10 protein-coding genes are annotated in these 13965 nt (G+C 54.1%); 3 read left to right on the top strand and 7 right to left on the bottom strand.

Annotated elements, in window-relative coordinates; translation table 11 throughout:
- Positions 1-108 precede the first annotated feature (108 nt).
- The gene (locus NYE85_RS03860) at positions 109-1329 is read right to left on the bottom strand and encodes a Tm-1-like ATP-binding domain-containing protein (RefSeq protein WP_259003045.1); all 1221 of its coding nucleotides are present in this window, start codon (positions 1327-1329) and stop codon (positions 109-111) included.
- 381 nt (positions 1330-1710) lie between these two features.
- On the opposite strand from NYE85_RS03860, the gene NYE85_RS03855 reads away from it, so the two are divergent.
- The 3 genes from NYE85_RS03855 to NYE85_RS03845 all read left to right on the top strand — a co-directional run bounded on the left by NYE85_RS03855 (position 1711) and on the right by NYE85_RS03845 (position 7170).
- The gene (locus NYE85_RS03855) at positions 1711-2250 is read left to right on the top strand and encodes a TetR/AcrR family transcriptional regulator (RefSeq protein ID WP_259003093.1); all 540 of its coding nucleotides are present in this window, start codon (positions 1711-1713) and stop codon (positions 2248-2250) included.
- A gap of 499 nt (positions 2251-2749) precedes the next feature.
- Entirely contained in the window at positions 2750-5785 is a 3036-nt protein-coding gene (locus NYE85_RS03850) for an autotransporter outer membrane beta-barrel domain-containing protein (RefSeq protein WP_405050653.1), read from the top strand.
- A gap of 533 nt (positions 5786-6318) precedes the next feature.
- The gene (locus tag NYE85_RS03845) at positions 6319-7170 is read left to right on the top strand and encodes a helix-turn-helix domain-containing protein (protein ID WP_259003042.1); all 852 of its coding nucleotides are present in this window, start codon (positions 6319-6321) and stop codon (positions 7168-7170) included.
- On the opposite strand, the gene NYE85_RS03840 is transcribed toward NYE85_RS03845, so the two are convergent.
- The 6 genes from NYE85_RS03840 to NYE85_RS03815 all read right to left on the bottom strand — a co-directional run bounded on the left by NYE85_RS03840 (position 7160) and on the right by NYE85_RS03815 (position 13782).
- A complete protein-coding gene (locus tag NYE85_RS03840; protein ID WP_259003040.1) occupies positions 7160-8944 on the bottom strand; it encodes an ATP-binding protein in 1785 nt (594 codons plus the stop codon). The genes NYE85_RS03845 and NYE85_RS03840 overlap by 11 nt on opposite strands.
- Entirely contained in the window at positions 8941-9435 is a 495-nt protein-coding gene (locus NYE85_RS03835) for a molybdopterin-dependent oxidoreductase (protein WP_259003039.1), read from the bottom strand. The genes NYE85_RS03840 and NYE85_RS03835 overlap by 4 nt, the downstream gene beginning before the upstream one ends.
- A 204-nt stretch (positions 9436-9639) precedes the next feature.
- On the bottom strand, positions 9640-10551 hold the full coding sequence (locus tag NYE85_RS03830) for a hypothetical protein (protein ID WP_259003038.1): 912 nt from the start codon (positions 10549-10551) through the stop codon (positions 9640-9642).
- Positions 10552-10571: 20 nt separating this feature from the next.
- Positions 10572-11054, bottom strand: coding sequence for a type VI secretion system tube protein Hcp (locus NYE85_RS03825; protein WP_259003036.1), 483 nt, complete (start codon positions 11052-11054; stop codon positions 10572-10574).
- Between the two features lie 402 nt (positions 11055-11456).
- The gene (gorA, locus tag NYE85_RS03820; protein ID WP_259003035.1) at positions 11457-12809 is read right to left on the bottom strand and encodes a glutathione-disulfide reductase; all 1353 of its coding nucleotides are present in this window, start codon (positions 12807-12809) and stop codon (positions 11457-11459) included.
- 130 nt (positions 12810-12939) lie between these two features.
- Positions 12940-13782 carry a 23S rRNA (adenine(2030)-N(6))-methyltransferase RlmJ gene (locus tag NYE85_RS03815; RefSeq protein ID WP_259003033.1) on the bottom strand — a complete coding sequence of 281 codons (843 nt, stop codon included), beginning with the start codon at positions 13780-13782 and terminating at the stop codon, positions 12940-12942.
- Between the last annotated feature and the right edge of the window lie 183 nt (positions 13783-13965).

Raw genomic sequence — 13965 nt, 5'->3', positions numbered from 1 at the left:
TTAGCAACGAACGCATAACCTAACTACTACGGGCCGGATGATTATCCGGCCTTTTTATTGTCTCATGGCATGCTATTGTCCGTGCTTTGCTTATTATGGTGGGGGAGATTATTCTGCTCTGGCGGTAATGGCATGGAATTGCTCAATGATCACCTGAGCAAAAGCCGGATCGTTAATATGATACGGCGTCTTGATCAACTGGCGCTTTGCGGTCTGTATCATGGTGCGTTCCAATGAACGGACGAACGCGGCTAATGCGTTCGGATCCCAGAATGGTTGTCCCGGTGCGTCGAGCGCTGAAACCCCACCCTCCGGGATCACTAAACGTACCTCTCCCTGACAGGCGTTGAGTTTTTCGCCGATCCAGCGCCCCATATGCGCATTTTCTTCCGGGGTGGTACGCATCAGCGTTACTTGGGTATTGTGGTTGTAAAAGGTGCGAGCTGCATAGCGCGCCGGCACGGTTTTCGGGTGGCCAAAATTGATCATGTCCAACGCGCCGCAGGACATTACGCATGGGATGCCAGTACGTGCAATCGCGCCGAAGCGGTCTTCACTGCAGGCCAGTACCCCATCGAACAGGTAATCACACACTTCGGTGGTGGTCAGATCCAGCACCGCGTTCAGCAGCAGGCTGTCGATCAGTTTTTCCATGGCACTGCCGCCGCTGCCGGTGGCATGAAACACCAGGCAATCCCACTGTGCTTCAATGGCGCTGGTCACTGCCTGAATGCATGGCGTGGTCACGCCAAACATGGTCAACCCGGTGGCGGGTTTGCTGGCCGCTTCGTCGTCGGTATGAAAGCGCACCGCTCCAGCAATCTGATGTGCGGCGTTGCCGAGTACTTTACGGGAAATCCGGTTTAGCCCGGCGATGTCGGTAACGGAATACAGCATTGCGATGTCGCTGGCACCCACATAGCCGGAAACGTCACCTGCCGCCATGCTAGACACCATCAGCTTTGGCAGACCGATGGGCAGTTGTTGCATGGCCGGAGTGATCATGGCTGTGCCACCTGAGCCTCCCATGCCTAGCAGGGCGGCAACGTCGGTACGGGACAGCATGAAGCGTTCGAAGGCGATAGCCATGGCAGCAATGGCCTGGCCGCGGTTGCGGCAAAATACGGCCTCGGCACCATGCGGATGAAAAGCGGCTACGTCGGCCGCAGAAATATCGGCCGGGTAGCGTGCTGGCATGTTGTGTGTAGAAAGATCGACCGTTATGGTGGGTAAACCGAGGTTGTCAATCAAGCTACGCACATACGCCAGCTCTTGTCCTTTGGTATCTGCTGTGGTAGCAATATAGACAAAAGCTGGGGCATTTCTCATCGTCTGTTCCTGAAAAGGTCCGGATGTTGACCGAACTGTTTGTTTCTAATGATAACTTATTATTAAAATTGGAACCCTGGTGTTGAGACAATTAGATACAGCCGATGAATTTATATACATAATGAGACGGCAGTATCATTTATGCAAGCTTATTTTAAACAAAAGTGAGACTGGCGTCTCATTTTGGCTTTTTTAAAGTCGCTTTTGCGCTGCTGGAGGAGCCAGGATCCCCCAGTTTCGTTTTATAAACATGTCGATTCCGGGGCAGGAAGGCATGAGAAGTGCGAGGTTGATGTGCCACTTACCGCTTTCCCCGCGCCGCGGGACGAATCTTTAACGCATACTCGGGCCAGAACCCGTAAATTGCTGCTTGCCAGCGCAATGGAACTCTACGACGGCGGTGCTTTCCCCTCGATTACCGAGTTGGCCGCCCATGCGCAAGTTTCCCGTGCTACCGCATACCGCTATTTCCCGACGCAAAGCGCTTTAATTACCGCCGTGGTGGCGGAAAGCCTTGGGCCGATTTTGCAATGGGAGCCACGCGACAACGATGCACTGCTGCGCATTCAGCAATTACTGGCCTTTGCCTACCCGCAAATGGAACGGCACGAAGGGGCATTACGCGCGGCGTTGCAACTTTCGCTACAACAATGGGCGAACGCGACGCCAGGCGAAAAATTTGTGCGCGGCAACCGCAAGCGTCTGCTGAAACTTGCGGTTGAGCCATTGCAAGCAACATTACCCCCGGAGGCGTTGCAGCGAGTTATTCATTCCTTCTCGTTGATTTATGGTTCTGAGGTTTTCCTGGTATTAAAGGATATTTGGGGGCTGGATTTGCACGGCATTCAGGATGTCACTCAATGGATGGCAAAGGCAATTATTCGCCAGGCGGAAGAAGACGTGCGCAACAGCAAAAAATAGCCAGCAGGATAATCCATTTTTCGTCGCCAACCGCGGCGAAAACTAGCAGATTTCACTAAGCAAAGCGCTTATGTAGTAATAATTTTTACTGATAATTGTATCAGGAACCGCTTTCGCCGCTTGGCCACGGATAATAGTCTGCCGTGGCCTTGCATGAAAATTTAGCCTTTATAATTCAATTCGTTGTGTTTTATCTTCTTTTATGAAAATCAACATAGATTGGGCCTGAAAGACGATCTACGTCCTCAATGGCTTACCTCACGTGCTATCTATTTTCTTGCGCGGGAATCTTCCTAGATATTTATTGTGCTTCGCCGGCAATGGGCGAGATTTTCATTGTTGTGCTTTATTTATTTGGTGTTACGAACTCGTCACACGCTAAATCAATAAAACATTTGCAAACCAACAATGGATGGTATCTGGGATGGACAGAAATCGTAGAGGAAATAAATCCGCGACAACGGCCGTTGCTCGCTCCGCTCCGCAGATGAAGCATCGAATGAAATTGAGTGCGATTGCTTGCTGCCTGGCGGTAATAGGCAGCGGGGCGCAGGCTGCGTCATATGTAGAAAATGGCAAGCCGGGCGATGCGGCAAGCTGGCGTAGCAATGAATTCAACGCCGAATGGGGCCTGGCAGCCATTCATGCCGATCGAGCCTATGCTGCCGGTTATACCGGTAAAGGGGTAAAACTGGGTATATTCGACCAGCCGGTATATGCCCAGCACCCGGAGTTTTCCAGCTCAGGCAAGGTGATAAATCTGGTGACCAGCGGGATTCGTGAATATACCGATCCTTATATTCCGGTGAAAAAGGGCGATGCATTCCGTTACGACGGAACGCCGAGCGTCGATTCCGACGGCGAATTGGGGTCGCATGGCACCCATGTTGGCGGCATTGCCGCCGGCAACCGTGACGGCGGAGAAATGCATGGCGTGGCGTTCAATGCACAGATCATCAGTGCTGAAAACGGCGATCCTGGCCCTGAGGATGGCATTATCCTTGGCAATGACGGCGCGGTTTATCAGGCTGGCTGGGATGCGCTGATTGCCAGTGGCGCGCGTATCATCAACAACAGCTGGGGGATCGGCATCACCGAAAAATTTGAGCAGGGCGGCAAGGACCCCGCCTACCCACACTTCACGGTGGATGATGCCGGTAAACAGTTCGCTCAAATCAGGCAAATCCTTGGCACCCGGCAGGGCGGCGCCTACCAGGGGGCGATCGATGCGGCCCGTAGCGGCATCGTCACCATCTTTGCCGCCGGCAATGACGATAATTTGAATAATCCCGACGCCATGGCCGGTCTGGCGTACTTCGTGCCGGATATCGCGCCGAACTGGCTGTCGGTTGCCAGCTTGCAGGATCCGGCCAACAACGGTGATTACAGTATCAGCACCTTCTCTTCGCGCTGCGGCTATACCGCCAGTTTCTGCGTATCGGCGCCGGGCACTCGGGTTTACAGCTCGATAATCGAAGGTAATAGCCTGGAAAACCTCACTACCGGTTATGCCAAATACAGCGGTACCTCGATGGCGGCGCCGCATGTAGCCGGCAGCATCGCGGTGCTGATGGAACGTTTCCCTTACATGACCGGTGCCCAGGTCGCTTCGGTACTGAAAACCACCGCCAGCGATATGGGCGATCCGGGTATTGATGCGTTGTATGGCTGGGGGATGATCAACCTGGGTAAAGCGATTAACGGCCCGGGAATGTTCTATACCGTTGACGATATTCCCCAGGAGTTTCGCGTGCCGGGCGGCGATGACGTGGCGTACGGCTCGGGCCAGTTCGTCGCCGACCTGCCGGGTATTGGCGCGGTTATCGATAAGGGCAAACCGACGGAGCGGGTGTGTGACGACGTGCATTGTGGTCTGGATGTGTGGAGCAATGACATTTCCGGTCACGGCGGCCTGACCAAGCAGGGGATTGGTACGCTGGTGTTGACCGGTAATAACAGCTACGCCGGCCCGACGCTGGTAAATCAGGGGCTGCTGGCGATCAACGGCACGATAGTGTCGGATGTTTCGGTGCAGAATGGCGGCGTGCTGGGCGGCTCAGGCCGCATCGGTTCCCTGACCGCCAACCGTGGCGGTACCGTGGCACCGGGCAATTCCATTGGTACGTTGCATGTCACCAATGATGTTACCTTCGAAGCCGGCTCGCGTTACCTGGTCGAAACCGCCACCGACGGTAGCAGCGATCGTATCCACAGCGGCGGAGCGGCCACCATCAACGGCGGCGAGGTCGCCGTACTGTTGCAGCAGCAGAACCGGCTGTCGGGCAACGCCGCAGAGAGTCTGCTTGGCTCCTACACCATTTTGCAGGCCGATGATGGGATTCGCGGTCAGTTTAGCTCGGCAAGCACCACTTCACCGTTTCTTGATGCCAATCTGGCAACGCAGGGCCATCAGCTGACTGCCAATGTCGCACGTAACGCCACCGCCTTTGCCAGCGTGGCGGCAACGGACAACGAACGTGCGGTCGCCTTGGCGGCCGACGGTCTGGCGGCGGGTAACCCGGTGTACCAAAGTATCCTGTCTTCTGACAGCACCGCTCAGGCACGCCAGGCATTCCGCCAGCTGTCCGGGCAAATCCATGCCGATATTGCCGCGGCACAGATCAACGACAGCCGCTACCTGCGCGACGCGCTGAACGGCCGCCTGCGCCAGGCTGAGGGGCTGGCCAGCTCGCCGGACATCAAGGCTGACGACGGCGGCGCCTGGGCGCAACTGTTGGGAGCGTGGGATCATGCGTCCGGTGATGCCAACGCCACCGGCTATCAGGCCTCGACCTACGGCGTATTACTGGGGCTCGATAGCGCCTATGCCGACGAATGGCGTTTAGGGGTGGCGACCGGTTATACCCGTACTTCGCTCGACGGTGGCTACGGCTCGAACGCCGACAGCGACAATTATCATCTGGCGGCGTACGGCGGCAAACAGTTCGGTGATTTTGCGCTGCGTGCCGGCGGGGCATATACCTGGCATCGCTTCGATACCGCTCGTTCGGTGAATTACGGCTTGCAGTCCGATCGAGAAACCGCCAAATACAGCGCACGTACCGAGCAGGCATTTGTTGAAGCCGGCTACAGCGTGAAAACCGGCTGGGTCAATCTGGAGCCGTTCGCCAACCTGGCGTACATCAACTTCCAGAACAACGGCATTAGCGAGGATGGCGGCGCCGCGGCATTGCATGGCGACAAGCAACACACCGATGCAACGGTGTCGACGCTCGGCCTGCGCGCCGACCATCAATGGCAGGTCGGTCGTGAAACGGCGGTGGCATTGCGCGGTGAGCTGGGTTGGCAGCATCAGTACGGCGATCTGGATCGGGATACCGGCCTGAAGTTTAACGGCGGTAATGCACCGTTCGTGGTCAACAGCGTGTCGGCATCGCGCGACGGAGCGGTGATCAAGGCCAGCGCGGAAGTGGCGGTGAGCGCCAATGCTGCGCTGTCGCTGGGCTATGGGGGGTTGTTGTCCGATCATTACCAGGATAACAGCGTCAACGCCGGCTTTACCTGGCGTTTCTAATTGACATGATTGGGCGGGGTCAGCGTGCTGGCCCCGTTTTTATTTGGCGAAACAGGCAGTCAATGTGGGGGCGGCGGTGCTCGAGACATAGGGTGATAGATGGTTGGCTAACAGAGTATCGAGCAATCGTGGCGTCATGCCGGTAGAATTGCCGGTTGATTTTGCCTGGCGGCGTACAGGCAAAAAAAACGGTCCCCTGACGGGGACCGGTTAAAATGGGGGGTACATCTTTATTATTAGCGCTAAAGGCTTTTACTCCGGACGGTATGTCGTTGTTCCGTTGTGTTTTTCTTCAGAACCGACCACCTGAACAGATTTCCCTGGTGTCATTGTGGTTATTATAACTGTGTTTCTTGTATTATTTTTATAGTGTGTTGCTGTGTGTAGCTTCTGATACCATGTTTGACTATCGAAGTTGGTATGTCAAGCAATGTTTTGAGAATAAGATTGCATATGATGCTAGTATTGTATGGATCTTGAACACCTATTTACTCCAAAGCGACTGAAAAATTAGAAAAAAATCGAAGGAAAAAATGGATAACAATCACCAGAAATTCGATTCGCAGTCGATTGCAAACCGGGTCAGAGCGCTTTTTCTTCATCATGGGATAGGTAAGCGTCAACAGGCAAAAGAACTCAGCCGCATTCTGGCGCTGAGTTTTTCGCATGCGCACCGCAAACTGAAAGGGCAGAGCCCTTGGACGCTGGAACAAATCAACAGCGTGGCAGCGGCGCTGGATGAAACCCCGGCGGCAATCGTCGATATGAATGCGGAAAGTGATGCCCCTGCGCAAACTATTGCACGGGATGCCATCTTTTCTGTGGCTGGCGTTGAACTGCCTTGTGTCGCCTATATTGGCAATGAACTGAACGGTGGTCGGTTATCGGAATATGTGGCATTACAGCATGACGATCAATGGGTGGTTTATCGCGTTGATGATGCGCCGACCGGCAATCGTTATTGCGTTGAGCTGATTGAAATCCGCCCGCATGGTGCCGATGACGAGCGGCTGAGCATTGCGGTATTGGACGATTCCCATCAGGCGGCCGATGAGCTGACAAAATATCTCAACAGCCGTGGTTTCCATGCGGTGGCGTTTTATGACGTGGCGGCCTTTTGTCAGGCATTATCGAAAAGCCTGTTCGACGGTTACGTGGTGGATTGGCTGATAGGGCAGGAAACGGCGGTGCCATGCATCGAAGCCATTCGCGCTTCCGACAACCCCGACGCACCGGTATTGGTACTGACCGGCCAACTGGGCACTGGTCTGCGCGAATCAGAGATTGCACAGGCGATGCGTGATTACGACGTCCTGGGACCGTATGAAAAACCGGTGCGGCTTCACGTGATTGAAGCCGCGTTGCAACGCTGTTTCAACCTTTAGCGAACAGCGCCGCCAGTGCGTTGGACAGCGCGTCCATGCGCACAGGCTTCATCAAATAATCATCAAACATCGCCCGTTGCTCGGCGGTCAGCAACTCCGGCGTATAGGCGCTGATGCCGATGATGGGAATATGCCGATTCGGGCCGCGCTGGTTACGCAACTTTTTCGCCAGCGCTGCACCGTCAATACCGGGCATCTGCAAGTCCAGCAACAGTGCATCATAAGGGCGCCGTAGCAGCTTTTGCAGCGCGCGCTCCGGTGAATCACACTGCTCATGGCGATAACCCAGTTTATCCAGCAGCGCGGCGAAGGCGTCGCCCACCGATTTATTGTCATCCACCACCAGAATCTGCTGTTCTTTCAGCCGGGTGGCTGCCGGCGTTGACGTGTGTTCAGTCTGCTCTGGCAGCGCGTCGCCGAGGTCAACCGGAATGCTGACGATAAAGGTGCTGCCTTTGGCCTGTTCGCTGTAAACGGTGACGTTGCCTTGCAGCAGGGAGACCAGGCCCTGCACAATCGCCAACCCCATGCCGACACCGCCGTATTGCTTGGTATGCGACTGGTCGAGCTGGGTGAACGGCTGGAAGATCTGCCCGAGTTTTTCTTCTTCGATACCAATTCCGGTATCGGTCACTTCAATTATCAGCGCGTTGCCGCCCGGCTGACGTCGCAGGCAACCATGCACGGTAATAGAGCCGTTTTCGGTGTATTTATAGGCATTGGTCAGCAGATTGACCAAAATCTGGCGTATGCGCAGCGGATCGGAATATACCTGCGCATGGCTAAAGTCCACTTCGCACAGCAGCTTGATATGCGGTTTGCGCGTCAGCATCCCGATTTCGTCTGCCGTCTCCTGGATCAGGCGTTCGGCGTTGAACGGCACAATACGCAGCTCCATCATGCCGCTGTCCAGATGCGCGTAGTCGGTGAGATCTTTCATCTGACTTTCAATCTGCTGGGCGGCCGTTTCCAGGCGCTGGAACGTATCGACGTGCTCGGCTGAAACCCGGGTGTTCATCAACACATCGATGGCCGACATGATGCTTTGCAGCGAGGTGCGCAATTCATGGCCGATAGCCCCCAGAAAGGCGTTTTTGGTACGGGTCGCTTTCTCCGCTTCGATAGCCTTCGCCTGCTGCTGAATGGTTATACGTTGCTGACGCAGCACGATAAGCGTAATGGCAACCAGGGCAATCACCGAGAACATGATAATTACCAGGCCATAAAAAATGATCAGTCGTTTTTCGATGTAATCATCATAAGCCACGGTGCGCTGTTTTACTTCTGCATGGTCAGCCAGGTTGGCCATTTCGATCGCGTAGGGCTTCATGTGCTGCATGGCCTGGGATATGTTGGACAGATCGAGCGGCGAGGCACTGATGAGCCGATCAAGGCGATCCATTTCCTTCAGCATATGTTGAATGACCTGCGGATAACCGGGTTCGCGATACAGCGGCTGGGTGGATTCGGAGACCGTTTCCAGCACGTAAAAACGCGAATACAGGATTTCGAAACGCAGCCTTAGCGCGTCAATATCGACCTTGGGCGAGTTTTTCTGTTGCTCGACGAAGGTTTCAAATTCCGCCAGCTTGATCGAGAACTTGGCGATCGACCACGAATAATTCTCCTGCGTACCGGCGATGGCATATAACCCTTTCTTCGACAACGTCGCGCTGTAGTAATAGAGCGTGATGGTTGAAGCGACAAGAAACAGTGCGGCGAAGATGGCCGGAATAGCCAGTCGACCGCCGCTTTTAAACTGGGTTAACTTCATTTGATCACAATCCTGTTGACCTGCCAGATAAAGCGCGAGTTATACAAAGGCGAGTTTAATTCGGCGCCGGCGGCGTCGCGGGGATAGACCAGAAACAGGGGGCCGAAGTTTCTGATCTTCAACATTTCTCCGTCCATTTTGTAGGCGAGAATAATATGGTATTTCTCCACGTCCGAACGCGGGATATCAATGTAGTAATCATTGAGCGCATGCATGGACAGCGTTTGTCCCTTGGCGCCGACCCTGGCCAGAATATCCGCGACCGCCACGCCGTCAAATTTGCGTTTTGGCGTCCATGAGGTGGTGGTGGCAATGCTGCTCATTGGCATGGCGAACAGATCGCGGTCGGTAAACACGTAACGTTTGTTCACCGGGTCAGTGAACTGGCTGATATTGCCAGATACTTCCAGGGTAAAACTCAACGCGGAGGTTTGGCTAGCGATCAGGGCCAATAACGCCAACGTAATAGTTCTGATTATGGTTGACAGCATCGGGGGGTCTCCGCAACGGCAGGCAAGAGTTAATGGGTAAATTTAGCAGGCTAAACGGTGACAAAAAACAGCGAGTCATACCGGAGGATGTCACAGAAAAGACAACGGCCAGCAAAGCCGGCCATTGGGACGGGATCCACAGCATCCTGCTGTTAGAATAGCACCCTTTTGTGTGCTATTCGATGCACTGGGGCAAGGGACGCTTTAGAACATACCTGAAATTTCCCCCATCAGCTTCAGGTCACTTTTGGAGATATAGGTAGGCCGATTACTATCATCGGTTAAAGAAACGTACTGTTCATTGCTGATCAACAGGATTTTCGCCTTCATGGGCGCGGTATCGGTCAGTAATACGGTAGAAAACAGCCGTTCCATCCGCGTTCTGACATCCCCACCATTAGACAGATCAATTGGGCGACGGCTCATATAGGTCATGGCGCTTTTTTTGGCTTTTTCCTCATCTTTGAGGATTTTGACGCGGGTTTCATTAAAAAAGGTCGTGAGCTTGTTTCTGCTTTTCGCCATCTTTTTCATCGCGTCTATCAGTTTCTTGTTTTGCCCTATCTGGCGGTCAGACAGAAAGTTGCGTACCGCCAGCACGCAGCCGCTCGAAATGCCCAGCGCGCCGACGGCGGTCATGGCGTAACGCACGTAGATATTGGTCATCAGCGTCTGGCCGGCCTGAGCGGCGGCGGTAGCAGCAAAAACGGCGCCAGAACCCGACAGCGCACCAATGGCGCCTACCGCAGCGGCGGCCATGGAGTAATTGCTTTTTTGCGTATCGTCATAGACGTTACCGCCATAGCCTTTGAGCGACGTGTTGTATTTGTTGAAAACCGACGGGTTGTCTTGTAACACGTTGCCGTTCAGATTGCGCAGCCCGATGCTCTCTTCTTCGTCACGCGCCGCGCCGTAGTCCTCCAGCGATTCCCGGCGCTGGTTGGCGCGTTGTAGCTCCATGAAGTTGTTCATGATGCCGGAATCGGTATCGTTTTCGAACTGCGCCAGCGTCTCTTCGTCCAGTTCGTTAATAAAGGCGAGAATGATCCGCAGGTCATCCTGACTGAGCAGGCTGCCTTTTAAAACGGATTCGATATCCAGTGTTGGGTCTGCCATAGAACCCCCCCGTGGCTAGGTTATATTTCTTTGTTCTGTTTGATATCCCAACCGGCTTTGGTTTCCGCGCCCTTGGTGCCTTTATCCGTCTGTTCCCAATAATGCAGATTCACTTTCGACGCCTGGAAGCGGTATTTCACCAGAATATTATCGGTGTGGCCGACGCCGGTAAAATCTGCCAAAGTCACCAGCACGTCTTCCAGCACAATGCGTGCATATTCCACCTGGCTACCGCCGGCCTTACAAATAGAGACTTCGACTTTATTGACGTGCTTGCCGCTGGAGCAGAATTTTAAAATGGCCGGCGTGGATTTATCGATCAGCGCCTGAACTTCCAAATCGCGGTAATTGACTTTGCCACTCCCACCGCCGCCGCCGACCGCCATGTTGCCGGGCTGAGAGGCGCCCCAGGTAAATGACAGTACATCGGTCCAGTTTTTGTGATTGGAATCATGGGACTCACCGGTAACACCTTCAACCTTTAAAAAAGTATCGATTGCCATTTTTCTTCCTGTTTGAGAGTGGATATATTCACCAACAAACTTAACCAACAACCGTTTATTGTCAATGTATCAGGTAACGTTACCGAATGATTAGGATTAACCTCAGCGTTGCACAAAAAGTAAAAAACAAGCAAAACGCTTTAAGCGTTTGAAATCAAACTGGCTTACCGACAACTATTATTTCTTTCATTTTTTTATAATGTCATTTTTATTATATGAAGTTTTTATTAATCACCATAATAATTGCATTATCGCCGCTGACGGTGTTTAACATCAGTTATTATCGGGTTTTTGGCGGGGCAGGATAGTAAAAAAGGCCAACAGCCGAAGCCGTTGGCCTATTGAGAGAGACGCGTCACGCCGTTGAGACGTCGACAGCGGCCAACGGCCGCTTTTGCAGCGTTAGCGCATGGTAACGAATTCTTCCGCTGCGGTTGGGTGGATCGCCACGGTGTTGTCGAAGTCCTGTTTAGTGGCACCCATTTTCACTGCGACGGCGAAGCCTTGCAGCATTTCATCCATACCAAAGCCGATACCGTGGATGCCGACAATCTTCTCTTCTGCGCCGACGCATACCAGCTTCATGCGGCACGGCTGGCGATGCTGGGTAACGGCGCTGTACATGGCGGTGAACGCAGAACGGTACACTTTGACCAGGTCTTCGCCGTATTTCTCTTTCGCTTCCGGTTCGCTCAGACCGATGGTGCCGATTGGCGGGTGGCTGAACACCACGGTTGGAATATTGCTGTAATCCAGATGCTCGTTCGGCTTGTTGTTGAACAGGCGTTCGGACAGGCGGCGACCGGCGGCGACTGCAACCGGCGTCAGTTCAACCGCGCCGGTATTATCGCCGACCGCATAGATGCCTTTCACGCTGGTGTTCTGGAACTTGTCCACCTCGATGTAGCCTTGAGCGTTGGTTTTCACCCCGGTCACGGCCAGATTCAGGTTGTCGGTAGCCGGTTCGCGGCCAATCGCCCATACCAGGCTGTCAACGGTACATGCCTTGCCGTTTTCCAGTTGCAGCGTCAGGCTGCCATCAGCGTTCTTGACGATGGCTTTCGGCACCGATTCGGTGTGCAGGGTCGGCCCTTCGGTATTCATGACTTCCACCAGCGTTTCCACGATCAGGGGATCGAAGCTGCGCAGCGGCGCATGCTTGCGCACGAACAGGTGGGTTTCAGCGCCAAGTGCATTCAGTACGCCGGCGATTTCCACCGCAATGTAGCCGGCACCGACCACGGCGACGCGTTTTGGCAGAGCATCCAGTTCGAAGAAACCGTCAGAATCAATGCCGTATTCCGCACCCGGAATATTCGGATGGCTTGGGCGGCCACCTGTGGCGATCAGAATATGATCGGCAGTGATTTTTTCGCCGTTGACTTCCACGGTGTGGGCGTCAACAAAGCGGGCGAAGCCTTTGATTACATCAACCTTGTTTTTACCCAATACGTTGTCGTAAGAGGTATGGATACGGTCGATATAGGCGGTGCGGTTAGCGACCAGTTTCTTCCAGTCAAACGCGTTGACGGTGGTATCGAAACCATAATCCGGGCCATATTGATGAATAGCCTCGGCAATCTGCGCCGCGTGCCACATCACCTTCTTCGGTACACAACCCACGTTGACGCAGGTGCCGCCCAGTTCTTTGGCTTCAATCAGCGCGCATTTCTGACCATACATGGCTGCCCGGTTGATCGATGCGATACCGCCGCTGCCGCCGCCAATTGCAAGATAATCGTAATGTTTCGTCATCTGGGTTTTCCATGAGTTGTGTAATTTGAAGAACGTAAGAGTTTAACGCCTGATGCGGGTTTGTCGCAAAGATTGCGTCAATGGCTGTGATAGGCGGGATTGGGGCGCGCGTAGTGCGCGCCATGCAGGGTTATTCCGGCACCACCCAGTTCACCAGCTGGTGGCCGATGCCCGATGGCACCAACACCTTGTGCAGCCACGGCAGCACGTTTTTCATCTGCTGTTCCAGCTTCCACGGCGGGTTAATGACAATCATGCCGGAGGCGGTCATGCCGCGTTGATCGCTGTCCGGTTTCACCGCCAGCTCGATTTGCAGAATACGGCGAATGCCGGTGGCCTCCAGATCTTTCAGCATGCGCTTGATTTGCTGGCGCAGCACCACCGGATACCACAGTGCGTAGGTGCCGGTGGCAAAGCGCTTATAGCCTTCCTGAATACCTTTAACCACGTCCTGGTAATCGGTTTTCAGTTCGTAGGGCGGATCCATCAGGATCAGCCCGCGGCGCGATGCTGGTGGCAACTGCGATTTCAACTGCTGATAACCGTCGGCGCGCTGTACCTTGGCGCGTTCGTCTTTTTGAAACTCGCTGCGCAACAACGGGTAGTCGCTAGGGTGCAGCTCGGTCAGGTGGATTTTGTCCTGCGGGCGCAGCAACTGACGGGCAATCAGCGGCGAGCCTGGGTAGTAACGCAAGGTGCCGCTACGGTTAAAATTATGCACCACGCTCATATAAGCGGTCATCTCGGACGGAATATCGTCACGTTGCCACAGCAGGCCAATACCTTCGAGATATTCCCCGGTGCGTTCGGCGTGCTCACCGCTTAGCTGATAACGTCCCGCACCTGAGTGGGTGTCCAGGTACAGCAGCGGTTTGTCTTTTTCTTTCAGCGACTCGATGATCAGGCTCTGAACGGTGTGCTTCAGCACGTCGGCATGGTTGCCGGCGTGAAAACTGTGGCGATAACTTAACATGGCTGGTGACAGTTCCTTGTGCTCCATGGGAGGAGCTTTCAATAAGGCATATAATCTGCACAGTATAAACTGTCTGGCCGGGAAAAACTGAACTGCATTCCCGCAGGGTATAAGGGAACGATCGGACCATCGGCAAAAACGTGATGGTGATTGTGAGCGGGTGGCCCCTATCGCTATGCCAGC

Origin of the sequence: Serratia sp. AKBS12 (assembly GCF_024793895.1) — a bacterium.
Classification (GTDB): domain Bacteria; phylum Pseudomonadota; class Gammaproteobacteria; order Enterobacterales; family Enterobacteriaceae; genus Serratia_F.
This window is presented reverse-complemented; position numbering and strand designations above follow the sequence as displayed.

What these genes read in the sequence shown, in the direction of transcription:
- NYE85_RS03840 (WP_259003040.1), bottom strand. Translation starts at nt 8,944, where the DNA reads ATGAAGTTAACCCAGTTTAAAAGCGGCGGTCGACTGGCTATTCCGGCC.
- gorA (WP_259003035.1), bottom strand. Translation starts at nt 12,809, where the DNA reads ATGACGAAACATTACGATTATCTTGCAATTGGCGGCGGCAGCGGCGGT.
- NYE85_RS03825 (WP_259003036.1), bottom strand. Translation starts at nt 11,054, where the DNA reads ATGGCAATCGATACTTTTTTAAAGGTTGAAGGTGTTACCGGTGAGTCC.
- NYE85_RS03860 (WP_259003045.1), bottom strand. Translation starts at nt 1,329, where the DNA reads ATGAGAAATGCCCCAGCTTTTGTCTATATTGCTACCACAGCAGATACC.
- NYE85_RS03845 (WP_259003042.1), top strand. Translation starts at nt 6,319, where the DNA reads ATGGATAACAATCACCAGAAATTCGATTCGCAGTCGATTGCAAACCGG.
- NYE85_RS03830 (WP_259003038.1), bottom strand. Translation starts at nt 10,551, where the DNA reads ATGGCAGACCCAACACTGGATATCGAATCCGTTTTAAAAGGCAGCCTG.
- NYE85_RS03850 (WP_405050653.1), top strand. Translation starts at nt 2,750, where the DNA reads ATGAAATTGAGTGCGATTGCTTGCTGCCTGGCGGTAATAGGCAGCGGG.
- NYE85_RS03855 (WP_259003093.1), top strand. Translation starts at nt 1,711, where the DNA reads ATGGAACTCTACGACGGCGGTGCTTTCCCCTCGATTACCGAGTTGGCC.
- NYE85_RS03835 (WP_259003039.1), bottom strand. Translation starts at nt 9,435, where the DNA reads ATGCTGTCAACCATAATCAGAACTATTACGTTGGCGTTATTGGCCCTG.
- NYE85_RS03815 (WP_259003033.1), bottom strand. Translation starts at nt 13,782, where the DNA reads ATGTTAAGTTATCGCCACAGTTTTCACGCCGGCAACCATGCCGACGTG.